Below are 22,275 nucleotides of genomic sequence, written 5' to 3'. Positions count from 1 at the left end.
CGCCCGGCGGAGAGTGGATGTGCGAACGTTGAATGCCGGGCATTCGGTGTCCGGGCCCGTTCACCCGACGGACCTGCTGCCAGGACCTGTCCCGCCCGTGCTACGGCAACAGCGCCGAAGTGATCCTCTGGGACGCGGTGCGTGCGGCACGTGCCGGGTCCTGGCCCTGGAGGACGGCCGTCATGTAGGGCTTGATCGGATTGTCGGCCTCCACGCCCGCCCACTGCGGTGAGTTCGGTGTGGCTCTGCCTCTGGCCGCGCCCGCCGCCATCGCGGCTGTGCTCTCCTCGTCCTGCAGGTCGTCGGCGAGCGTCGTCTTGTTCGGCACGTAGTTCATGGTGCGGGCGAGGTCGATCTGCCAGGTTTCGCCGGCGAGCGCGGAGACGACCTCCACTGCCGCGGCCCGCTCCTCGGAGTTGTCGGGGACGATCAGGTCGGACCCGCCGATGAAGACCGAACCCGGTGCGGAAGCGGTCTTGCCGGGGACGGGGAAGAAGCCGAGCTTGCCGGCGAGGGCGGGGTTGGCCTGCTCGATGAGGGTGGCGGCGCTCGGCACCGCGATCATCTGCGCGACCTTGCCCTTGGCGAAGACCTGCGCCTGGGGCGGGGTCTCCTCGTCGGCGTCCTTGGGTCCGCTGCCATGGGACTGGAGCTGCTTGTAGAAGTTCATGCCGCGCAGCGCGGCCGGGGTGTCCAGCGTCCCCTTCCACTCGCCCCCTTTCTCGACGGCGAGCTGTCCGCCCTCGTCCCAGATGAATCCGGCCAGGGTGTACCAGTCCTGTCCGGAGAGGTAGATGCCGTCGTTTCCACCGGTGTTGAGCCGTTCGGAGATCTTCAGCCATTCGGTCCGGGTCCTGGGCGGCGCGTCGATGCCGGCGGCGGAGAAGAGGTCCTTGTTGTAGATGACGACGCGGTTGGCCGCGTACCAGGGGATGCCGTACTGGGATCCGCTGATGCTGCCCGGTTCGGCGAGGCCGGGCAGCCATTCCTCGCTGCCGAGATCGCGCACGGATTCGAGGGTGAGGTCGCGCAGTCCGCCGCTGTCGGCGTACTGCGCGACCTGGGTGTTGCCGACCTCGATGATTTCCGGGGCGTCATCTCCGTCGAGCGCTGCGGTGACCTTCTTGCCGATCCCCGTCCACTCCTGGAAGGTGACGTCGAGTTCGATGTCGGGGTGGTCTTGCTCGAAGGCTTCGGTGAAGCGGTCGAGAAAGCCCTCGGACACGCTGCCCTTCATCAGCCAGATGTGCACGGTGCGGGTGTCGGAGCCGCCCGGAAGGATCCCGCAGGCGCCGAGCGTGAGGGCGCACGCGACGGCGGTGGACAGGGTGAACGAGCGGTTCTTCACGTAGGTCACCTTCTGCGTGAGGGCACGGAGGATGGACCCGACGTGGGGGGCGGAGCTGTCGCTCGCACGGGCGTGTGGCTGGATTTTGGTATGGACCAAAGGGCGGGTCAAGCCCGGAGAACCGCCGACGGCCGTGGCCGGGGCGGCCTCGGCGACCGCGCCCGCCCCGGGAACACGGCTATTCGGCGGCCGGAACTGTGTCCTCGAAGGCCACCCCGGCGGCCCGGTAGGCTGCGACCTCGGCGCCGACCTGAGCCGGGGTGAGCACTCGGTCCTTCACGTGCAGCACATAGTCGACCTTCTGGTCGTAGGCGCGCGGCGCGGTACTGCTCTGGCCCGCGAAGTCGATGAGCCACTGGTTGAAGTTGATGCTCATCGGGCGTTCGGGCAGATATCGCGCGTCGTGCCGCCCGAACTCCCGGCCGTCGACGTAATAGACGATGGCGCTGTCGTCGATGGTGACGACGAGGTCGTGCCAGCCTGCGTAGCTCGCCCGGACCTCGGAATGCTGGTTGACCGCCTCCCACGGGTCGGGCCGGTAGGTCTCCCACGAGGTGGTGAAGAGGATGTTCGCGGGCTCGCCCCAACCGCCGTTCGGCAGGTACTCGAAGTCGTACTCGGCATAGTCGTCCGCCATCGGTGCCGTGAGGTCGTTGATGGTGAAGAACGTCTGGACGACGTGGTCGCCGTCGGGGCCGGACCTCGGGGCGTCGGAGAAGTGGACCCGGGCTGCGTAGGTGCCGTTCCTGAACTTCATCGCGCGGGTGAGGATCTCCGTCTGCTCGGTGGACTGCCCCGTGCCCGCGGTCGAAGTCTCCAGGTTCATGACCGAGTTGGCACCTTCCTCGGCGAAGGTGACGTTCTCGGGCGCCCAGGTGGCACCCGGCACGCCGGGGCCGCCCGTGTTCGCGCGCACGCTCCAGCCGTGGGCCGCGAGGGCGGGGTCGGCGTGCGAGGCGTAGGCGAAGTCGTCGAAGAGGGCGGGGTCGGCGACGGCTGCCGCCGGAGGGGCAGCCAGGGTGGCACTGCCGATCCCGGCCACGACTGCCGCGGCGAGCGCGGCGCGCAGGCGCAGGGGGATGCGACGTGGCAGGCCGGCACGTCGGGTGCGGAGGGTGTGCGCGCGGCCCGAAGGCCGGTCGGTACTACTGCTCGTGGTCGTCACCTGGAGTTCCTCTCGGGAGGTCGATGCGTGGGGGGCGGCTCCCGTTGACGGGGCTACCTCGAGAGCAAGTTGACCAATTGGTCAACCATCCAGCAGTGCGACCCGAAGGTGGCATAGACCATTGGAGAGGTCAATACCCCGGAAAGAAGGGCCTGTTCACGCACCCCCTTCCGCCGTGGTGCAACCAACTACCTTTACCAGTTGACCAGTTGGCGGCGGCACGCCATGGCCGCCTCCGGGTGACGACCGTCACCCAGGGTGGCGACAGCACACACCCTTGCCCCACGCCGCATATTCCTGCAGGTCAGGCGGGTAGCCCGTACGTCGCGATGATGACCCTCCGCTGTCGAGTAGCACCTGCGACCGATGCGGAAACACATAGGCAGGCTGATCCACCGCACCCCCGCCCGCCCGTAGCTTCTTGATCGAACCCCCCACGGTCAGGAGGCCACCTCTCCATGTACGGCAAGGCATTCGCCCCGGAGTACCAGGGCGAACTGGGCGCGGCGCTCAGTGTGAACTCCTCGTACGACGACGTCCTCGCCACCGCGGAACGCGCCCGCCGCGACGCACAGTCGGATCTCGACAAGGCACGCGCGGCGCTGGCGCTCGCCGAGGCCGCCCGACGGCTCGGGCACGCCGCCGAAGCCCGCTCCGCATGGCACGACAGCTACCGCTGCGCCCGGCGCGCGGGTGACGCGGCCGGCATGGCCTGGGCCCTGTGGAGCGGCGGGACGCTCGCCCGCCAGTGCGGCACCCTGCCGCTCGCCCGCAGGCTGTTGACCGCAGCCGTCGCGTTCGCCGACGCCGCGGGCGACCGGCTCGCCCACGGCTACGCGCTCGCCGGTCTCGCCGAGACCGGCCGGATACAGGGCGACTACGACGCCGTGGCCGACCTGCACGAGGAGCTGCTCCGACAGGCACGGCAGCATGGCGAGTCACGCCATGTGGTGTGGGCGATGTCCGGGATCGCGCAGATGCACCGCAACACGGGCAACCACGCCACGGCGCTGGACCTGTTCACCGAATGCGTGCGGATCGCGACCGGTGCCGACGACTCCCGCGGGCGGGCCTGGTCCCTGCGGGGCATGGCCGATGTGCTGTCACTGCAGGGGGACACGGACCGGGCGCTCGCGCTGCTGAGCGAGGGCGAGGCCATCTGCCGCGCGATGGAGCTGGCCGGGGCACTCGCCTACAACCACAAGATGCGCGGCAACGTCCTGTTCCGGGCAGGGCGTTACGAGGAGGCCTGCGCCGTCTATGCCGTGGCACTGGCCGAGTTCCGCGAGATGAACGAGGCGCGCGGCACCGCACTGGCCCGGCTGGGACTGGCCAAGTCCCGCTCCCGCAGCGGCCGCGCCCGGCACACGACGCTGGCCGAACTGGACGAACTCGACGGCGAGTTCGAGCGCATCGGGCTGCAGCAGGCACGGCAGACCGTCGCCGCCTTCCGCGCCCAGCTGACGGCGGCATGACCTGGGCGCTCGCTCCCTCAGGCCGTATCCTCGGGGCCCGGCACCGCTCGCGGAGGGAACGGGTTATGGGGGACGACCGCTCACCCGGAGCAGCGCTCAAGCGGGAGCGGGTGCGTGCGCATCTGCTGGCGCTCGTCGAGGACCGGCGGCCCGGTGACGCCGTCCCCTCCGAACGCGTCCTGTGCGCGCGGCTCGGCGTCTCCCGGCCCACGCTGCGTGCGGCGGTCGACGAGTTCGTCGCCGCGGGACAGCTCGTTCGGGAGCACGGCCGTGGCATGTTCGTCGCTGCCGCCAAGGTCACCCAGGAGCTGGTCACCGACGGGGCGCCGGCCGTGGCGCCACCGGCTGCCGGCGTCTGGTCGAGCCGGGTGCTCGAGTTCCGTACGACCACCGCGGGCGCCCGTGTCGGCCGCAGACTACGGCTGTCCCCCGCAGCCGGGCTGGTGTACGTGGCCCGGCTGCGGCTCGTCGACGGCACCCCGATCGCGCTGGAGCATCTGCACATACCGGCCGAGCTGGTACCCGGGCTGACCGCGCGTGAGATGGAGGGCGGCTTCTACCGGTATCTGCGTGTCGAGCGGGGGATCGTCACGGCGCGGGCCGAGCAGTCCATCGAGCCCACGGTGCTGAGTGAGGCGGAGGCGGAGCTGCTGGAGGTGCCGGTCCTGTCACCCGCGCTGCTGTTCGAACGCGTCACCTCGGACGCGGAGGGCCTCCCGGTGGAGTACGTCCGCTCGCTTTACCGGGGCGACCGCTACCGCGTCGTCTCCCGCCTCTCGCTCGGCGCGTCCGGGGACGACCGGCCCGCACCCGACGCCTCGCGCGACTCCTCATGGTGGGGCACCGTGGAGTGAACGCATCGAGAGGAGCGCGACGCATGTCGAACCACACCTACCGTGTCACCGAGATCGTGGGCACCTCCCAGGAGGGCATCGACCAGGCCATCCGCAACGGCATCGACCGGGCGTCCCAGACGCTGCGCGGACTCGACTGGTTCGAGGTGACGCAGGTCCGCGGCCATATCGTCGAAGGCCGGATCGAGCACTATCAGGTGGGGCTGAAGGTCGGCTTCCGGCTGGAGGACGGCGCCTGACACGCCGCGGGCGGTGCCCGCGGCGTCCGTCAGGTGCGTCCCTCGCGCTCCTGGGCGTCCTTCATCGCCGCGCTCGTGCTGCCGGCGCCCCAGGTGACGCGCACGATGGGGAGGCCCGCACGCGCGGCGTCCTCGCACACCAGCTCGTCGTCGTCCACCAGCATCCGGATCTCACGGTCGCGGCCGAGGCGTCGCAGGATGTCCAGTTTGGTCCTGCGGGCCGGCCGCCGGTCGTCGTTGCGCCGCATGAAGATCCTGCCGTCCGGCAGGCCCTGCGCGGCGAGCCAGTCGAGGGTGTCCTGCCTGCACTTCTCCGGCCGGCCGGTGAGATACACGACCTCGCACTCCGCCGCGGCGTCGAGGCACCGTCGCACGCCCTCGGCCAGCGGGGGGTCCTGGGGTGCCGCGGCGAAGAACCCGTCCCAGTCCCGCGGCCTGCGCTCCAGCAGATGCTGGCGGTGCCCGGCGTCGGAGAGGGTCCCGTCGAGGTCGAATACGGCCAGTGGCCTGCTCTGTCCTGTCACGCCACCACAGTAGGCAACGGGGTGGGGAATCCTCACGCGAGGCGGGCGTTGTACGAGGGGTGAGCACCCTGATCGCGTCCACCCGGTTGTCCGTACTCGACCGCTCCCGCACCCGTGAGGGCGAGGACGGCGCGGAGGCGCTGAGGGGCACGGTCCGCCTCGCGCAGGATCTTCAGGCGCTGGGTTATCACCGCTTCTGGGTCTCCGAGCACCACAGCGTGCCCGGGGTCGCGGGCTCCGCCCCGACCGTGCTTGCGGCCGCGGTGGCCGCCGCCACCTCCACGATCAGGGTCGGCACGGGCGGTGTGATGCTGCCCAACCATCAACCCCTGGTGGTGGCCGAGCAGTTCGGTGTGCTGGAGTCGCTCTTTCCCGGCCGGATCGACATGGGTCTGGGCCGTTCGGTCGGCTTCACGGACGGGATACGACGGGCGCTGGGCCGGGACAAGAAGGACGCCGACGACTTCGCGGCGCAGCTGGAGGAGTTGCTCGGCTGGTTCACGGGTGAGCAGCGGACGTATCCGCAGGTGCACGCGCGTCCCGCGGAGGGCCTCAGGGTCCCGCCGTATCTCCTGGCGACCGGCGAGGGGGCGAGGATCGCGGCGCGGGCCGGGCTGCCGCTGGTGATCGGCGATCTGAGGGGGCGCGACCGGCTGCTGGGTGCCGTGGCCGCGTACCGCAGGGAATTCCGGCCGTCCCTCTGGTCCGAGCGGCCGTACGTGGTCGTCGCGGGGACCGTGGCGGTCGCCGGGACCGAGGAGGAGGCGCGCAGGCTGCTGATGCCGGAGGCCTGGTCGCTGGCGTACTCCCGGACGCACGGTGTCTTCCCGCCGCTGCTGTCGCCGGAGCGGATCGAGACGCTGGCGATGACCGAGAAGGAGCGCGGCTTCTACGAAGCGGGACTCGGCGGCCATGTGGCGGGCACGGAGCAGCAGGTGGCCGATGCGCTGGAGGCGCTGATCGGGGACAGCGGCGCGGACGAGGTTCTGGTGACCACGAGCACGTACGACCGGGAGGCGCTGCTGGATTCGTTTCGGCGGCTGGCCGGTGTCGCGCGCCGCACCGAGCGGACGGTACGGGCCTGACCAGCGCGAACGCCTAGAATCGTCCGTCATGCACAGCCCCCACGACCTGTATGTGCGCGTCCGCGGCGCCCGGGAGCACAATCTGCGCGGCGTCGACGTCGACATCCCGCGAGACGCACTCGTCGTCTTCACCGGTGTGTCCGGCTCCGGCAAGTCCTCGCTGGCGTTCGGCACGATCTACGCGGAGGCCCAGCGTCGCTACTTCGAGTCCGTCGCCCCGTATGCCCGCCGGCTCATTCACCAGGTCGGCGCCCCGGAGGTCGGCGAGATCACCGGCCTGCCGCCCGCGGTCTCCCTGGAGGCAGCGCCGCTCCTCCCCCACGTCGCGCTCGTCGGTCGGTACGGTCACCACCCTGTCGAACTCGCTGCGCATGCTGTTCTCCCGGGCGGGCGACTACCCCGCGGGGGCGGCAAGGCTCGACTCGGACGCCTTCTCGCCGAACACCGCCGCCGGTGCCTGTCCCGAGTGCCACGGTCTGGGCCGCGTGCACCGCACCGGCGAGGAGTTGCTGGTCCCCGATCCCGCACTGTCCATCCGTGAGGGCGCGATCGCGGCCTGGCCCGGTGCCTGGCAGGGCAAGAACCTGCGCGACATCCTGGACGCGCTCGGGTACGACGTCGACCGGCCGTGGCGGGATCTGCCGCAGAAGGAACGGGACTGGATCCTGTTCACCGACGAGCAGCCGGTCGTGACGGTGCACCCGAAGCGGGACGCGGATCGCATCCAACGCCCATACCAGGGCACGTACATGAGCGCGCAGCGCTATGTGCTGCACACCTTCTCCGACTCGCGGAGCCAGACGCTGCGCGCCCGGGCCGAACGGTTCCTGACGAGTGAGCCGTGCCCGGTGTGCGCCGGCAGCAGGCTCCGGCCCGAGGCCCTGGCGGTGACCTTCGCCGGGCGGACGATCGCCGAACTCGCCGCACTTCCTCTGACGGAGGTGGCCGAGGTGCTGCTGCGGGCGCCGGACGGCGGGACCGCCCGTGTCCTGACCACCGATCTGCTGGCCCGCGTGGCCACCGTCACCGAGTTGGGGCTCGGGTACCTGAGTCTCGACCGGCCGACGCCGACGCTCTCCAGCGGGGAACTGCAGCGTCTGCGGCTGGCGACGCAGCTGAGGTCGGGGCTGTTCGGTGTCGTCTACGTCCTGGACGAGCCGTCGGCGGGGCTGCACCCGGCCGACACGGAGGCACTGCTGGTGGTGCTGGACCGGCTGAAGGCGGCCGGCAACTCGGTCTTCGTGGTGGAGCACCATCTCGATGTGGTGCGACGGGCCGACTGGCTGGTCGATGTGGGGCCGCAGGCGGGCGAGCACGGCGGCCGGGTGCTGCACAGCGGTCCGCCCGGGGAGCTGGCCGGGGTAGCGGAGTCGGCTACCCGTCGCTTTCTGTTCGAGAGGGGGCCCGCGCCTGCGCGGACGCCGCGCGAGCCCTCCGGCCGTCTGCCGCTCGGTCCGGTCACCCGCCACAATCTGCGCGGGCTGACCACGACGCTGCCGTTGGGGGTGCTGACAGCGGTCACCGGGGTCTCGGGGTCGGGGAAGTCCACACTGGTCGGTTCGATCACGCGTGAACTGTCCGGCGTGGGACGGCTGGTGACGGTGGACCAGAAGCCGATCGGGCGCACGCCGCGATCCAATCTGGCCACGTACACGGGCCTGTTCGACGTGGTGCGGAAACTGTTCACCGCCACGGCGGAGGCCCGGGAAAGGGGCTACAAGGCGGGCCGCTTCTCGTTCAACGTGTCCGGCGGCCGCTGCGAGACGTGTCAGGGCGAGGGCTTCATCTCGGTGGAGCTGCTGTTCCTGCCCAGTACGTACGCGCCGTGCCCGGACTGCGGCGGCGCGCGCTACAACCCGCAGACGCTCCAGGTGCACTATCGCGGGCGGAGCATCGCCGAGGTGCTGGATCTGACGGTCGAGGCGGCGGCCGGTTTCTTCGAGGACGTCCCGGCGGCGGCGCGGAGCCTGGGCACGCTGCTGGACGTCGGGCTCGGCTATCTGCGTCTCGGGCAGCCGGCGACGGAGCTGTCGGGCGGCGAGGCGCAGCGCATCAAGCTCGCGAGTGAGCTGCAACGGCTGCGCCGGGCGCACACGCTCTACGTCCTGGACGAGCCGACGGCCGGTCTGCACCCGGCCGATGTGGAGGTGCTGATGCGTCAGCTGCACGGTCTGGTGGAAGCGGGCCACACGGTGGTGGTGGTCGAGCACGACATGGACGTGGTCGCGGGCGCGGACTGGGTGATCGACCTGGGCCCGGGCGGCGGCGCGGAGGGCGGGACGGTCGTCGCGGCGGGCGCGCCCGGGGAGGTGGCGCGGGCGGCGGGCAGTCGCACGGCACCGTATCTGGCCAGGTCGCTCGGTCGCTGACCGGCGCCGGGCACAGCCGGTTCAGGCGAAGACGACGGACCACGGGCGCACAGTGGCGTCCGTGCCGGGCGCGCCCACCGGGCCGGCGCCGGCCATGCCGTGCTCACGTGCCAGCACGTTCGCCGCGACGGCGGCGAACTCGCGCGCGCCGGGGTGCGGTGACTGCCGCGGCCAGGCGCCGCAGATCCGGCGGGCCAGTGGCCGCCCGGCCAGCGGGCGCCAGGTCACCCGCGGTTCCTTGCGGGCGAGCGGGCCCTGGTCGAAGGCGACGCCGCGACCCGCGGCCACGAGACCCACGAGGAACTCGGGGTTGGTGGCGTGCCGGACCCGGCCGGGGACGAAGCCCGCCGCACGGCAGACGTCGAGGACGCCGTCGTACCAGCCGGGTGCGGTCGAGCGCGGGCACAGGACCAGGTCGTGGCCCGCGAGGTCGCCGATCGCCACCTCGGAGAGGCCCGTCAGCGGCGAGGTGCGTGGCAGCACCACTCCGAGTTCGGTGGCGACCTCGGGGCCCTGCACGAGGTCGGTGGCGCCGACCGGGGCGTGCACCAGGCCGACGTCGAGGCCGCCGGACGTCAGCAGCCTCAACTGCTCATCCGTCGCCAGCTCCTGGAGATCGACACGCAGCCCGGGGGCATGCTCCTCGCACGCGGCGAGCAGCGCGCCGAGCGCAGCGGCCGTCGTGTCCGGCTGCACCCCGGCGCGCAGGGTGCCGAGGCCGCCGTCGTGGGCCCGGCGCACCAGCGTTCTGGTCCGCTCCTCGCGGGCGAGCAACTCCCGTGCCTCGTCGAGGAGTACGGCTCCGGCCGGGGTGAGCCGCACCTGGCGGCGGGTGCGGTCGAAGAGTTCGGCGCCGAGGTCGTCCTCCAGTCTGCGGACGGCGCGGCTGAGTGGGGGCTGGGCCATGCCGAGGCGTTCGGCGGCCCGCCCGAAGTGCATCTCGTCGGCAACGACGGAGAAGATGCGCAGGTGGCGCAGAAGATCCACGTGACGACTCTAGACGACAGGAGTGACCCCGGACATGCTGATGGCGAAGAGGCTGCGTACGGTGTTCGATGCGGCCGGGGCCGAGGGTGTGCTGCACGCGTCGGACATCGACGGGCCCGGTGAGACGGGGTGCGGAGTCGATGAACCGGTCGTCCTTGCCTCGGTGTTCAAGGTGATGCTGGTGCTGGAGTTCGCCCGGCAGTCGCATTCCGGCCAGCTCGATCCCCGGGAGAGGGTGCGGGTGACGGCGGCCCACAGACTGGGTGGCTGGGGCACGGCGGGCTGTCTCGACGATGTGGAGCTGTCCCTGCGCGACCTGGCGCATTTCGCGATGTCGGTGAGCGACAACACGGCCGCCGATCTCCTGCTGGAGCGGGTGGGCCTGGACACGGTGGCGCTGCTGGCGAAGGAACTGGGCCTCGTGAACACGCGGATCGCGGGCGGTCCACGGCAGTTGCTGGCCTCGATGCTGGCGGAGGTGGGTGCGCGGAACGAGGCGGAGTTCGCGGCGCTGTACCCCGCCCTGGCCCCGGCCGAGGTGAACAGCCTGTCGGTGTTCGACCCGGCGCGGACGAACGCGAGCACCCCGCGCGAGATGACACGTCTGTTGCGCATGATCTGGCGGGACGAGGCGGGACCGGCCGAAGTCTGCTCCTGGGTCCGTGAGGTGATGGGCCGCCAGGTGTTCCGGCACCGTCTCGCGGCCGGATTCGGCGACGGCGTGCGGGTCGCGGCGAAGACGGGCACGCTGCCGGGGCTGCACAACGAGATCGGGGTGGCGCAGTACCCGGACGGCGGGCGGTATGCGGTCGCGGTGTTCGCCCGGACACCCGATCCGGTGGCGAACCGTACGAGCACTGATGTGGCGATCGGCACGGCGGCCCGGACCGCCGTGGATTTCCTGCGTGGTCGGCACTCGGATCACGCCGTCTGACCTGCACTCATACGCCCTGGGGTATCGCGGCGTTGCTGATTCGGTCTTGGACACACCCGGGCATGGGCTGATCTTCTGCCGCCCATGAGCGAACTGTTGAGCGGTGGGAAGGACAACGGTCGGCGCGCATTCGTACGGCGGACCTTGTTGCGTGGGGCGGCCGTCGGAGCGGCGGCGCCCCTGTTGCCGGCGGGGGCGGCGCGCGCGGACGGCCGCCGCGCGGACGTGCGGGCGGACGCGGCGACGTTGCGGTGGCTCGGCACGTCGGGCTGGCACATCGGTGTCGGCGGGCGGACCGTGCTCTTCGACCCGTACATCACCCGTTTCCCGACCGGGCTGTTCGGCCCGAAGGGCAGCTTCGACCCGACGACGGAACTGGTCTGCGACCACGATCTCGTACGACGGCACGGCGGCCGGCCCGAGGTGGTACTCGTCAGCCACACCCACTGGGACCACATCAACGACGTGCCGTTCCTCGCGAAGTCCACGGGCGCGCGGGTGATCGGGACCGAGACGACGTATCACGTGCTGCGGGCGATGGGCGTGGACGCGGGGCAGATCAGTGTGGTCAGGGGCGGTGAGGTGCTGGACTTCGGCGGATACACGGTGGAGGTCGTCCCGAGCCGGCACAGCCGCAACGCCACCTGGTCCTATTTCGCGCCGGGCACACTGACCGCCCCGCCCCGCCGGGCACCGCGGACGATCTCCGATCTCCCCGAGGGCGACACACTGGCGTTCCAGCTGACCGTGGCCGGGGGCCCGTCGTACTTCCTGATGGGAGCCAGTGACTTCGACGAGCGGTCGGCGAGCGGTCTGCGACCGGACGTCCTGATGGCTGCCGTCAACTCCAGCCGCGCCACGCACCGTTATCTGCCGCGGCTGCTGGAGACCCTCGGCGCCCCGGGGACTGTGGTCCCCGTGCACTGGGACCACTTCGAACGTCCGCTGACCGACCCGCCGCAGCGGGATCCGGCGATGGACCTCGACGGTTTCACCGCCGAGGTCCGGCGCCTTGCCCCCGCGGCCCGGGTCGTCGTCCCCGACTACGGGACGGTCTACGACGCCGGGCTTCGGCCCGCGGTCAGCGCCTGACCTTACGGGCGGCACGCAGCCACTCCCGGTTCATCGCCGAGATCGACGGCAGCGGGATGCCCTTGGGGCACGCCGTCGCGCATTCGCCGGTCAGGGTGCATCCGCCGAAGCCCTCCTCGTCCATGGTGGCGACCATGTCGAGCACGCGGGTCTCCCGCTCGGGTGCGCCCTGCGGCAGCACATTGAGGTGGTTGACCTTGGCCGAGGTGAAGAGCATCGCCGAGCCGTTGGGGCAGGCGGCCACACAGGCGCCGCAGCCGATGCATTCGGCGTGCTCGAAGGCGAGGTCGGCATCCGGTTTGGGCACGGGAGTGGCGTGCGCCTCGGGCGCGGAGCCGGTCGGTGCGCTGATGTATCCGCCGGCCTGGATGATCCGGTCGAAGGCGGACCGGTCGACGACCAGGTCCTTGACCACCGGAAAGGCGGCGGCGCGCCACGGCTCGACAACGATGGTGTCGCCGTCGTCGAAGGACCGCATGTGCAGCTGGCAGGTGGTGGTGCGTTCGGGGCCGTGGGCGTCGCCGTTGATGACGAGCGAGCAGGCGCCGCAGATGCCTTCGCGGCAGTCGTGGTCGAAGGCGACGGGCTCCTCGCCGCGCAGGGTGAGGTCCTCGTTGAGGGTGTCGAGCATTTCCAGGAACGACATGTCCGGGGAGATCCCGTCCACCTCGTAGGTGGCCATGGCGCCGTCGGCCGCTGCGTTCTTCTGGCGCCAGACGCGCAGTTTGAGCTTCATGCGTAGCTCCGCTGGGTGGGGTGGACGTGTTCGAAGACGAGGTCTTCCTTGTGGAGTGCGGGTGCCTCGCCGGTGCCCCGGAACTCCCACGCGGCGGCGTACGAGAACTCCTCGTCGCGCCGGGCGGCCTCGCCGTCCGGGGTCTGGGACTCCTCGCGGAAGTGCCCGCCGCAGGACTCGGTCCGGTGCAGCGCGTCGAGGCACATCAACTCGGCGAGTTCCAGGTAGTCGACGATGCGGTTGGCCCTCTCCAGCGACTGGTTGAACTCCGCGCCCGTGCCCGGGACCTTGATGCGGCGCCAGAACTCGTCACGGATCTGCGGGATCCGGTCGAGTGCCTTGCGCAGTCCTTCGTCGCTTCGGGCCATGCCGCAGAACTCCCACATGAGTTCGCCGATCTCGCGGTGGAAGGAGTCGGGGGTGCGGTCACCGTCGATGCTCAGCAGCAGGTTCAGCCGGTCCTCGGTCTCGGCGACGGCTTCCGCCACGGCCGGGTGCGTGGCGTGGACGGCGTCGAACGTCCCCCGCGCCAGGTAGTCGTTGATCGTGGACGGAAGGATGAAGTAGCCGTCGGCGAGACCCTGCATCAGCGCCGAGGCGCCGAGCCGGTTGGCGCCGTGGTCGGAGAAGTTGGCCTCGCCGATGGCGAAGAGGCCGGGCACGGTGGTCTGCAGGTCGTAGTCGACCCACAGCCCGCCCATCGTGTAGTGCACGGCGGGGTAGATCCGCATCGGCACCTCGTACGGGTTCTCCGCGGTGATCCGCTCGTACATCTCGAAGAGGTTGCCGTACTTCTCCTCGACCTTCGCGCGGCCCATCCGCGCGATGGCGTCGGCGAAGTCGAGGTAGACACCCTGGCCGCCGGGGCCGACACCACGTCCCTCGTCGCAGACGTTCTTGGCCGCGCGCGAGGCGATGTCGCGGGGCACCAGGTTGCCGAAGGAGGGGTAGATCCGCTCGAGGTAGTAGTCGCGCTCGTCCTCGGGGATCTCGTGCGGGGGGCGGTGGTCGCCGCGGGCCTTCGGGACCCAGATACGTCCGTCGTTGCGCAGGGACTCGCTCATCAGCGTGAGCTTGGACTGGTGGTCGCCGGTGCGCGGGATGCAGGTGGGGTGGATCTGGGTGAAGCAGGGGTTGGCGAAGTACGCGCCGCGACGGTGGGCGCGCCAAACGGCGGTGGCGTTGGAGTTCATGGCGTTCGTCGACAGGTAGAAGACGTTGCCGTAGCCGCCCGTCGCGAGGACGACCGCGTCGGCGAAGTACGTGGAGATCCCGCCGGTGATCAGGTCGCGGGCGACGATGCCGCGGGCCCGGCCGTCAACGACGATCAGGTCGAGCATCTCGGTGCGGGGGTGCATTGTGACGGTGCCGGCGGCGATCTGCCGGGACAGCGCCTGATAGGCGCCGAGGAGGAGCTGCTGGCCCGTCTGGCCGCGGGCGTAGAAGGTGCGGGAGACCTGGACGCCGCCGAAGGAGCGGGTGTCGAGGAGTCCGCCGTACTCGCGGGCGAAGGGGACGCCCTGGGCCACGCACTGGTCGATGATCTCGACGGAGATCTGGGCGAGGCGGTGGACGTTGGACTCGCGGGCGCGGAAGTCACCGCCCTTGACGGTGTCGTAGAAGAGGCGATGGACCGAATCGCCGTCGTTGCGGTAGTTCTTGGCCGCGTTGATGCCGCCCTGGGCGGCGATGGAGTGGGCACGGCGCGGGGAGTCCTGGTAGCAGAACTGCTCGACGTGGTAGCCCTGTTCGGCGAGTGTGGCACCGGCCGCACCGCCGGCGAGTCCGGTGCCGACGACGATGACGGTGTGGCCACGCCGGTTGGCCGGGTTGACCAGCTTGGCCTCGAAGCGGCGGGTGTCCCACCGTTCGGCGACCGGCCCTCGGGGTGCGGTGGTGTCGGCGATCGGGGTGCCGACTGCGTAGTCGGAGAAGTGGTTCATGTCAGTTCACCAGTCCGGTCATGACGGCGACGGGGACGGAGACGAATCCGGCGGTCAGCACGAGCGCCAGCGCGTTGGCGACGGCCTTGAGCGCGCGGTCGCGGGTGGCGTTGCCGGCGCCGAGGGTCTGGGCGGCGCTCCAGAAGCCGTGCCGGATGTGGAGTCCGACGGCGATCACGGCGACGCAGTAGATGACGTTGCCGTACCAGGTGGAGAAGGTGTCCACGACGTTCTGGTAGGGGTGGCCCTCCTCGAAACCGCCGGTGTGCACGGTGCCCGTGGTCAGGTCGAGGACGTGCCAGACGATGAACAGCGCGAGGATGATGCCGCCCCAGCGCATGGTGCGCGTCGCGTAGCTCGCGCGCGGCCGCTTGTGGACGTAGGCGTTCGGCCGGGCCCGGATGTCGCGCCGGCTGAGCTGGTACGCACTGACGGCGTGTGCGACGACTGCGGCGAGCAGGACGACGCGGACGAGCCACAGCGCCCAGTGGTGGTGCAGGAGCGGGGCGCCCATGGTGCGCAGCCAGTGGCCGTAGGCGTTGAACTCCGCCGCCCCGAAGAAGATCTTCAGGTTGCCGAACATGTGGGCGACCAGATAGCCGAGCATGATCAGTCCGCTGACGGCCATGACCGCCTTCTTGCCGACGGTCGATCCCCAGAACGTGCGCGTCATGGACGGTTTTCGTTCCGTCCGCGTTGCCAGAGCCATGCCTCCGACGCTAGGCGCCGTGGCCACCAGAGGTCCAAGACATGATTCCGCTCATCTTGATAGGTACAGCCTATGCACCCCTAGAGTGGTGTCATGCAGCTGCAGCAGCTCCTCTACTTCGTCGCGGTCGCCGAGACCCGCCACTTCACCCGCGCCGCAGAGCGGGTCCATGTCTCCCAGCCCTCGCTCTCGCAGCAGATCCGGGCCCTGGAGAAGGAGCTGGGCGCCGATCTGTTCGGCCGGGCACGGGGCAACATCGCGCTCACCGACGCCGGGGAGGCGCTGCTCCCGCTCGCCCGCCGGATCCTCGCGGACACCGAGACGGCACGCCGCGAGGTGCAGGAGCTGGCGCAGCTGCGCCGCGGAAGGGTCCGGCTGGGGGCGACGCCGAGTCTGTGCACCGGGCTGCTGCCCCAGGTGCTGCGGACCTTCCGTGATCTGCATCCGGGCATCGAGCTGCTGATCGAGGAGTCCGGTTCCCACGACCTCGTACGGGAGCTGGCGCGCGGCTCGCTCGATCTGGCGCTGGTCGTGCTGCCGCTGCCGTCGCCGTCCCCCGCGCTCACGACGGTGGAACTGCTGCAGGAGGATCTGGTGGTCGTGTCGTCACGGGCGTCACGGGCTCCGCGCAGGCCGGTGCGGATCGCCGATCTGGCGAGCGAGCCGCTGGTGATGTTCCGTCACGGCTACGACCTGAGGGAGCTGACCGTTGCCGCGTGCCGGGCGGAGGGGTTCGAGCCGTCGTTCACGGTGGAGGGCGGCGAGATGGACGCCGTCCTGGGTTTCGTACGGGCCGGGCTCGGTGTGGCGGTGGTGCCGAGCATGGTCGCCGAGGGGGCGGGCGGGGACCTGCGGGTGACACCGCTCGCCCGGCCGGGGCTGCGGAGAACGATCGCGCTCGCGCATCGCAGCGATGTCGCCCCGCCGCGGGCGGCCCGCGAGTTGCAGCGCGTGCTGCTGGACTCGCGGGCCGCCTGACGCCCCGGACGGTGGTGACCGGCGCCCGGCTGTGATCCGCCGGACGCCCTACACCGCGTCGGAGAGCACCAGGGAGTGGATGCGATCGGGTGCGCCGGGCCGTGCGTAGTACCAGCCCTGCGCCGTGTCGCAGCCCAGTTCGCGCAGCTGCTCCGCCTGCGCCCCGGTCTCGACGCCTTCCACGGTGACGGCCAGCTCCAGGCTGTGCGCCAGCGACACGATGCCCTCGACGATCTTCAGATCGACGGGGTCGGCCGGGTGCTGCTGCATCCCCTGCGTGAAGGAGCGGTCCAGCTTGAGCACACTGACCGGAAGCCTGCGCAGATTGGCCAGGTTGGAGTATCCGGTGCCGAAGTCGTCGAGCGCGATGTCCACCCCCATCTCGGCGAGTTGGCGCAGCGGCTTGAGCAGGTCCTCGTCCGCGCCGATGAGCGCCGACTCGGTGACCTCCAGGCACAGCGCCCCGGGCTCCAGTCCCGAGCGCTCCAGGACGTCGACGGTGTCCGCGACGAGCCCCGGGTGATGGAGCTGCGCCGGAGAGAGGTTGACGTTGATGCGCAGCGGGCCGCCGTCGGTGTGCCGTCTGCTCCAGTACCGGGCCTGGCGTACGGCCTCCTGGAGCACCCAGCGGCCGAGCGGCACGATCAGACCGGTGTGCTCGGCGAGCGGGATGAAACGGTCGGGGCCGAGAACGCCGTGCTGCGGATGACACCAGCGCACCAGGGCCTCCGCGCCGTGGACGGTGCCGTCCCCGAGATGCACGAGCGGCTGGTACTCGATGAAGAACTCGCCGCGTTCCAGCGCCGCGGGCAGCGCGTTGGTGAGCCCGTGCCGGGTGATGGCGCGGGCGTCCGCCTCGGGGTCGGCGAGCTCGAAGCGGTTGCCGCCGGCCGACTTGGCCCGGTACATCGTGATGTCGGCGCTGCGCAGCACCTCCGCGGTGGTGCGCTCGCCCGCCGGACCCTCGACGATGCCGATGCTGCCGCGCACCGTGAACTCCCGGCCGTCGACGTTGATCGGCGTGGCCAGTGCGCCCAGGACCCGGGCGGCGAGCTCGTCGACCTCGCGCGCGGTGTCGGGCCCCGTCGTCAGTGCCACGAACTCGTCGCCGCCGAGCCGGGCGACCATTTCGCCGGGGGCGGTAGCGCAGCTCTGCAGCCGGTCGGCGACCTCCACCAGCAACCGGTCGCCGGTCGCGTGCCCGAGGCTGTCGTTGATGGCCTTGAAGCCGTCGAGGTCGAGGTAGCAGAGACCGAACCGGGCTCCGTCGCCCGCCGTCACCGCCTTCTCCAGCCGCTCGAAGAACAGGGTGCGGTTGGGCAGTCCCGTCAGCGCATCGTGGGTGGCCTCGTAGCGCAGCCGGAGGTTGAGCAGCCGCCGCTCGGTGGTGTCCTCCATCAGGGCCAGCTGGTACTGCGGCTGGCCCTCGGGGTCACGGAGCAGCGAGACGGTCAGATTGGTCCACAGCACGGTGCCGTCGTTGCGGTAGAACGGCTTCTCCGTCCGGAAGTGGTCGCGTTCGCCGCGTACCAGCTCCCCATAGAGGTCCCACACCTGTGGCCGGTCCTCGGGGTGTGCCCAGTCGGTGACACGGCGGCCGCGCACATGGTGCTCGAGACCACCGAACATCTGGGTGAGGGTGTCGTTGACCTCCAGGACATTGCCGTCGAGGTCCGCGATGCCTATCCCGATCGCGGCGCCGTCGAACACGGCACGGAAGCGCACCTCCGTGGCGTGCATCGCCTGCAGCGCGTCGCTGCGTGCCAGCATCGAGGAGCGGGCGATGGACTCCTGCTCGGCCAGGGTGCGTTCACGCAGGGCCTGGGCGAAGCCGGCGGCGACGGCGTGCTGCAGCCGGGCGCAACGTGCCCTGCTCTCCTCGACGGTCTGTTCCGGGTCGCCGCAGTACAGGACCAGATACGCGTCGACGACGCCGAGCGTGCGGCTGAGCGCGTCGGGGTCCGTGCAGTGGGCGTCGACGAGCGCCTTGCCGACCTGCTGCGCGGCCTGCGGGTTGAACGGGCGCTCGTGCAGCACCCGGTTCAACTCCTGCGCGACAGGCAGCAGATGCTCTTCGAACTCGGGCCGCGTCAGCGACGTGGCCGTCACCGGGAAGATCGCCCGGCTCCAGATCGTCGCGAACCGCCTGAGTCTGTCCTGGAGGGCGTCCGCATCCCCCGCGGATCCGGTCACCTTCGACGACGGTTTCACGCTTTGCGCCCCACACCGGAGAAACCGGAGAAGGCGTACGGGTCCTCCTGCTCGGCGGGGGTGTCCGGCCGCCAGTGCGGCATGGCGACCAGGCCCGGGTCGACCATTTCGTATCCCTCGAAGAACGCCGCGATCTCCTCGCGGCTGCGCATGACCAACGGGTTGCGGATGTCCCGGTAGACGCCGACCGCGCCGCCGGCCTGCTCCGCCGGGAGCGGGATCCCCTCGTACGAGGCGTGGGTGAGGATCAGCATGCTGCCGGGAGCGAGCGCGTCGCGCAGCTCCGCCACGGCGGACGCCGGGTCGTCCGCGTCCTCCAGGAAGTGCAGTACGGCGACGAGCAGCAGGGCCACCGGACGGTCCAGGTCGAGCAGGCCCGTCACCTCGTCGCTGTCGAGGATCTGCCGCGGCTTGCGCAGGTCACCGGCCACGACCGCCGACTTGTTGTCCCCGTCGAGCAGGGTCCGGCTGTGGGCGACGGCGACGGGATCGTGGTCGGCGTAGACCACGAGGGCGTCCGGGTTCGCCCTGCGGGCGACTTCGTGGACGTTGCCGAACGTGGGAATGCCGGAGCCGATGTCGAGGAACTGGGTGATGCCCTCGCTCGCGGCGTAGGTGACGGCACGGCGCATGAAGGCACGGTTTGCCTGCATGATCTTGGGAAGGCCCGGCATGAACTCCATCGCCTTGCGCGCCGCTTCCCGGTCGACCTCGAAATTGTGGGAGCCGCCCAGGTAGAAGTCGTAAATGCGGGACACGCTCGGCACCGATATGTCGATGCCCTGCGGGGCCCAGGCGGGACGCTCCATCGATGTCTCCAACAAGTCGCCACGGCGGATAGGCCATGTCCATGGCCAGCGTTCGAGCCGAGGCTACTGATCGCCCGCCAAGAGAGCGACCCCAAACGGAAATTAGCGGTCCGTTCTTGGTCACACCTCGTCATGCGTCTGGCTCATGACGGATGGTCACCCTCGTTCCCGGCCGGGCGCCAGGAGCCGTCCCGTCGTCAGGCACACGGCATGCGCACGAGGAGCCCGGCACATGCGGTCGGCCCGCCCCACCCGAAGGATGTGAGGCGGGCCGTCGCTGGCCGGATACGCGGCGTGGGGACTACTTCGGCGCTCCGACCGGCTTACCCTCGGGCGAGACGGCGTACCAGGTGCCGCCGACACCCTGGCCGTTGGTGTCGCCGGGCTTTGCGTCGCCCGCGAAGGTGTAGATGGGCCAGCAGTCGATGGTCTGCTGCTTGATTCCGTCGGGACGGTCGAAGGTGACGAAGCCCTTCTTCAGGATTCCCTCGGTGTCGTTCTTGTCGACCGGGGCGACGACGGGCCACTTCTTGAGGCACTCGCCGGTGCAGGCCGTCTTCATGGGCCAGGCCGAGTCCTTCGTGAAGCGGTAGACCGTCATACCGTTCTTGTCGACGACGATCTCGCCGAGCTTGGGGTCCTTGCGGACCGACAGGCCGGCGAGGTCCGCGGCCTCGCCGCCGGCCTCCGCGCCGCCACCGGGGGCGGCCTTCTTGCCGTCGGGGGCGGAGGCGTACCAAGTGCCGCCGACACCCTGGCCGTTGACGTCACCGGCCTTGGTGTCCTTGGCGTAGCGGTACATCGGCCATCCGCCGATGGTGAGCTGTTTGGTGCCGTCCGCCCTGGCCACCTCACCGATCAGGGACGGGTCGACGCCGGGCGCCGCGGTCGCGCCGCCGGCGGCGACGACGGGCCACGCCTTCGCGCAGTCGCCTTCGCAATTCGACTTCGGCGGCTTGGGGGTGTCCTTGTCGAACCGGTAGAGCGTGAAGCCGGCGCTGTCGGTGACGACCTGGCCGAGGTCCTTGCTCTCCCAGACGGCGAGTTGACCGGCGGGCTTGGCCGCACCTGCGGCTGCGCCGGCACCCGCGCCGGTGTCCGAGCCGTAGTCCGCTCCGTATCCACCGCTGCCGGGCTGCGCCGGATTGGCCGCACCGACCGCCTGTCCGTTGGGGGTCTCGGTGCCCTGCTCCTGACCGCACGCCGTCGTCAGCGCGAGTACGGCCGCCGCAGTCACCGCGAGCGAGGCGTTCCGCCAGGTGTTCATGTCCACTCCCGTAGTTCTCCCAGCCGGTTCCGGCGCCGTGGGGCGCCTTCATGGCCCTAGGTACGGACGTGGGGGCGGCCTGCGTTCAACGCACCGGCAAGAAACTTCGAAGTCGCGGACGCGAATGGATGAAATCCCGTGGGAGCCGGGCCAATTCACCCCAAGAAGCCCCGCCTGGAATTGGCTTGAAGTCAACGAACCGTGCGGCGCTTCCGTCCCTCCCCGAACAGGACCGGTCAGCGGCAGGAGTCGAGTGCAGCACGCACCTGCGTCCGCAGCCAGGCGCTTCCCTGGTGCCCGGAATCCTCCATCACCGCCAATTCCGCATCGGCCCGGATCCGCGACAGCCCCCACGCGGTTTCCAGGGGCGCGCCGAGGGCGAGACGAACCCCTGTTCGATCCAGAACCAGGCGGCGGACGGCGCGACGCACTCGGCGGCGAGCCGGACGGTGACGCAGGCGGCCGAGGAGGGGCTCGCGAGCGCCGCACCCGACTGGGGCGCCCACAGGCGGCTCGCGTCCCTCACCCCCGCGCACTGGACGCCCTGCCCACCTCGACGCCGAGCGGGAGCCACGACCGAGACGCTCTCCGCGTTCGAGGTCGAACCTTCGTTCCCACAGACCTCAGGTCTCGACGAGGCGCTCGAAGCCCTCGTACGCCGGCCCGTGCGCGAACGGATTACGGCGGTCACCCCCGATCTCATCCGCCACCCCGGCCGCCCCGCAGACACGCCGCACACTCCCCCGCACAGGCGCACCGTGTAACCCGTTTGCACTACACCGATCGCGTACGTCGGCGGCCCCTCTTAGCGTTTCGTTGATCGAGGAGCACCCCCTGCCCCCTGCGGAACCGGTCCGCTACTGCTCCTCGGGGACCCGGAGGTCCGACCATGCGTGCGATACGTGCCGCATCCGCCGCTCTGCTCGGAGCGGCCGCACTCGCCCTGACCGCTCCTACCGCCGCATTCGCCGTGAACAACACGCCGTACGACTACGCCGTCACGCCCTCGACGATCGCCGCGGGCGGCCGTGTCACGCTGACCGCGGGCGGCTGCCCGAGCACGACCACCGTGACCTCCGGCATCTTCGACACCGTCACCATTCCCCAGAACGGCGCGGCCACGGCCGTGGTCGACGGGGACGCCAGGCCGGGTGCCGTCTACTCCGTCCAGTTCAACTGCATCGGACGGATCGGCACCCTCGACCTCACCATCGCCGGCGGTTCGTCCACTCCCACGGCCAGCTCCACACGGCCCACCAGCATCGCCCCGTCAGGTGTGAGCGGCGGCCTGGGCGGCAGCTTCGACGGGCTGAACACCGCCGAGATCACGGCAGGCGCCGCAATGGTCGCGGCGGCAGCGGCGGCGACCGTGTACATCGTCCGCAGGCGCTCGGTGGACCGCCGCCACTGAGGGGTCGCGGGGGGGGGGGGGGGGGGGACCCACCCCCCCCCCCCCCCCCCACCCCCACCACCCCCCCACCCCAAACCCTTCCGAGGGACGGGGGGGGGAGGGGGGTTGGTCAACCACGGGGGGCGGCCGGTTCAACCTC

Annotated in this window: 18 protein-coding genes and 2 pseudogenes; 10 read left to right on the top strand and 10 right to left on the bottom strand. The window is 70.8% G+C overall.

Annotated elements, in window-relative coordinates; translation table 11 throughout:
• Nucleotides 1–100: 100 nt before the first annotated feature.
• Together AC067Z_RS17020 and AC067Z_RS17015 are read right to left on the bottom strand one after the other, a co-directional pair.
• A complete protein-coding gene (locus AC067Z_RS17020) occupies nucleotides 101–1,348 on the bottom strand; it encodes an extracellular solute-binding protein (protein ID WP_478790309.1) in 1,248 nt (415 codons plus the stop codon).
• Nucleotides 1,349–1,526: 178 nt separating this feature from the next.
• Nucleotides 1,527–2,333, bottom strand: a pseudogene (locus tag AC067Z_RS17015) (glycoside hydrolase family 16 protein); the annotation flags it as partial.
• 638 nt (nucleotides 2,334–2,971) lie between these two features.
• Between AC067Z_RS17015 and AC067Z_RS17010 the strand changes: the two are divergent.
• From AC067Z_RS17010 to AC067Z_RS17000, 3 genes are all read left to right on the top strand, one after another.
• On the top strand, nucleotides 2,972–3,988 hold the full coding sequence (locus AC067Z_RS17010) for a tetratricopeptide repeat protein (RefSeq protein ID WP_478790308.1): 1,017 nt from the start codon (nucleotides 2,972–2,974) through the stop codon (nucleotides 3,986–3,988).
• 65 nt (nucleotides 3,989–4,053) lie between these two features.
• Nucleotides 4,054–4,842, top strand: a complete 789-nt coding sequence (locus AC067Z_RS17005) for a GntR family transcriptional regulator (protein ID WP_478790307.1) — start codon at nucleotides 4,054–4,056, stop codon at nucleotides 4,840–4,842.
• Between the two features lie 23 nt (nucleotides 4,843–4,865).
• Nucleotides 4,866–5,081 carry a dodecin gene (locus AC067Z_RS17000; RefSeq protein WP_478790306.1) on the top strand — a complete coding sequence of 72 codons (216 nt, stop codon included), beginning with the start codon at nucleotides 4,866–4,868 and terminating at the stop codon, nucleotides 5,079–5,081.
• A 29-nt stretch (nucleotides 5,082–5,110) separates the two neighbouring features.
• Here AC067Z_RS17000 and AC067Z_RS16995 read toward each other — a convergent pair whose 3' ends face one another.
• A complete protein-coding gene (locus tag AC067Z_RS16995) occupies nucleotides 5,111–5,605 on the bottom strand; it encodes a phosphatase domain-containing protein (RefSeq protein WP_478790305.1) in 495 nt (164 codons plus the stop codon).
• A gap of 59 nt (nucleotides 5,606–5,664) precedes the next feature.
• Here AC067Z_RS16995 and AC067Z_RS16990 point away from each other — a divergent pair, with 59 nt between their 5' ends.
• On the top strand, nucleotides 5,665–6,690 hold the full coding sequence (locus AC067Z_RS16990; protein WP_478790304.1) for an LLM class flavin-dependent oxidoreductase: 1,026 nt from the start codon (nucleotides 5,665–5,667) through the stop codon (nucleotides 6,688–6,690).
• 28 nt (nucleotides 6,691–6,718) lie between these two features.
• Nucleotides 6,719–9,059, top strand: a pseudogene (locus AC067Z_RS16985) (ATP-binding cassette domain-containing protein).
• 21 nt (nucleotides 9,060–9,080) lie between these two features.
• Here AC067Z_RS16985 and AC067Z_RS16980 read toward each other — a convergent pair.
• Nucleotides 9,081–10,037: a LysR family transcriptional regulator gene (locus tag AC067Z_RS16980; protein ID WP_478790426.1), complete on the bottom strand. Its 957-nt coding sequence runs from the start codon at nucleotides 10,035–10,037 to the stop codon at nucleotides 9,081–9,083.
• 46 nt (nucleotides 10,038–10,083) lie between these two features.
• On the opposite strand from AC067Z_RS16980, the gene AC067Z_RS16975 reads away from it, so the two are divergent.
• Together AC067Z_RS16975 and AC067Z_RS16970 are read left to right on the top strand one after the other, a co-directional pair.
• Nucleotides 10,084–10,980: a serine hydrolase gene (locus AC067Z_RS16975; RefSeq protein WP_478790425.1), complete on the top strand. Its 897-nt coding sequence runs from the start codon at nucleotides 10,084–10,086 to the stop codon at nucleotides 10,978–10,980.
• A gap of 84 nt (nucleotides 10,981–11,064) precedes the next feature.
• The gene (locus tag AC067Z_RS16970; RefSeq protein ID WP_478790303.1) at nucleotides 11,065–12,072 is read left to right on the top strand and encodes an MBL fold metallo-hydrolase; all 1,008 of its coding nucleotides are present in this window, start codon (nucleotides 11,065–11,067) and stop codon (nucleotides 12,070–12,072) included.
• On the opposite strand, the gene AC067Z_RS16965 is transcribed toward AC067Z_RS16970, so the two are convergent.
• From AC067Z_RS16965 to AC067Z_RS16955, 3 genes are read right to left on the bottom strand one after another with little or no spacing between them, the layout of a single operon-like run.
• Nucleotides 12,062–12,808 carry a succinate dehydrogenase/fumarate reductase iron-sulfur subunit gene (locus AC067Z_RS16965; protein WP_478790302.1) on the bottom strand — a complete coding sequence of 249 codons (747 nt, stop codon included), beginning with the start codon at nucleotides 12,806–12,808 and terminating at the stop codon, nucleotides 12,062–12,064. The two genes, AC067Z_RS16970 and AC067Z_RS16965, sit on opposite strands and share 11 nt — an antisense overlap.
• Nucleotides 12,805–14,751: a fumarate reductase/succinate dehydrogenase flavoprotein subunit gene (locus AC067Z_RS16960; RefSeq protein WP_478790301.1), complete on the bottom strand. Its 1,947-nt coding sequence runs from the start codon at nucleotides 14,749–14,751 to the stop codon at nucleotides 12,805–12,807. The genes AC067Z_RS16965 and AC067Z_RS16960 overlap by 4 nt, the downstream gene beginning before the upstream one ends.
• 1 nt (nucleotide 14,752) lies before the next feature.
• Nucleotides 14,753–15,460, bottom strand: a complete 708-nt coding sequence (locus AC067Z_RS16955; RefSeq protein WP_478790300.1) for a succinate dehydrogenase — start codon at nucleotides 15,458–15,460, stop codon at nucleotides 14,753–14,755.
• A 93-nt stretch (nucleotides 15,461–15,553) separates the two neighbouring features.
• Here AC067Z_RS16955 and AC067Z_RS16950 point away from each other — a divergent pair, with 93 nt between their 5' ends.
• A complete protein-coding gene (locus tag AC067Z_RS16950; RefSeq protein WP_478790299.1) occupies nucleotides 15,554–16,438 on the top strand; it encodes a LysR family transcriptional regulator in 885 nt (294 codons plus the stop codon).
• A gap of 48 nt (nucleotides 16,439–16,486) precedes the next feature.
• Here the strand turns inward: AC067Z_RS16950 and AC067Z_RS16945 are convergent, their stop codons facing one another.
• The 3 genes from AC067Z_RS16945 to AC067Z_RS16935 form a co-directional block, all read right to left on the bottom strand.
• Nucleotides 16,487–18,631, bottom strand: a complete 2,145-nt coding sequence (locus tag AC067Z_RS16945; protein ID WP_478790298.1) for a putative bifunctional diguanylate cyclase/phosphodiesterase — start codon at nucleotides 18,629–18,631, stop codon at nucleotides 16,487–16,489.
• Nucleotides 18,632–18,645: 14 nt separating this feature from the next.
• The gene (locus tag AC067Z_RS16940; RefSeq protein WP_478790297.1) at nucleotides 18,646–19,458 is read right to left on the bottom strand and encodes an SAM-dependent methyltransferase; all 813 of its coding nucleotides are present in this window, start codon (nucleotides 19,456–19,458) and stop codon (nucleotides 18,646–18,648) included.
• Nucleotides 19,459–19,759: 301 nt separating this feature from the next.
• Nucleotides 19,760–20,725, bottom strand: a complete 966-nt coding sequence (locus AC067Z_RS16935) for an SCO0930 family lipoprotein (protein WP_478790296.1) — start codon at nucleotides 20,723–20,725, stop codon at nucleotides 19,760–19,762.
• Between the two features lie 293 nt (nucleotides 20,726–21,018).
• On the opposite strand from AC067Z_RS16935, the gene AC067Z_RS16930 reads away from it, so the two are divergent.
• Nucleotides 21,019–21,489, top strand: coding sequence for a hypothetical protein (locus tag AC067Z_RS16930; RefSeq protein WP_478790295.1), 471 nt, complete (start codon nucleotides 21,019–21,021; stop codon nucleotides 21,487–21,489).
• Between the two features lie 125 nt (nucleotides 21,490–21,614).
• The gene (locus AC067Z_RS16925) at nucleotides 21,615–22,136 is read left to right on the top strand and encodes a hypothetical protein (protein WP_478790294.1); all 522 of its coding nucleotides are present in this window, start codon (nucleotides 21,615–21,617) and stop codon (nucleotides 22,134–22,136) included.
• The last annotated feature ends 139 nt before the right edge of the window (nucleotides 22,137–22,275 follow it).

The sequence above is a fragment of the Streptomyces sp. NPDC043812 genome, from assembly GCF_056436245.1.
This window is presented reverse-complemented; position numbering and strand designations above follow the sequence as displayed.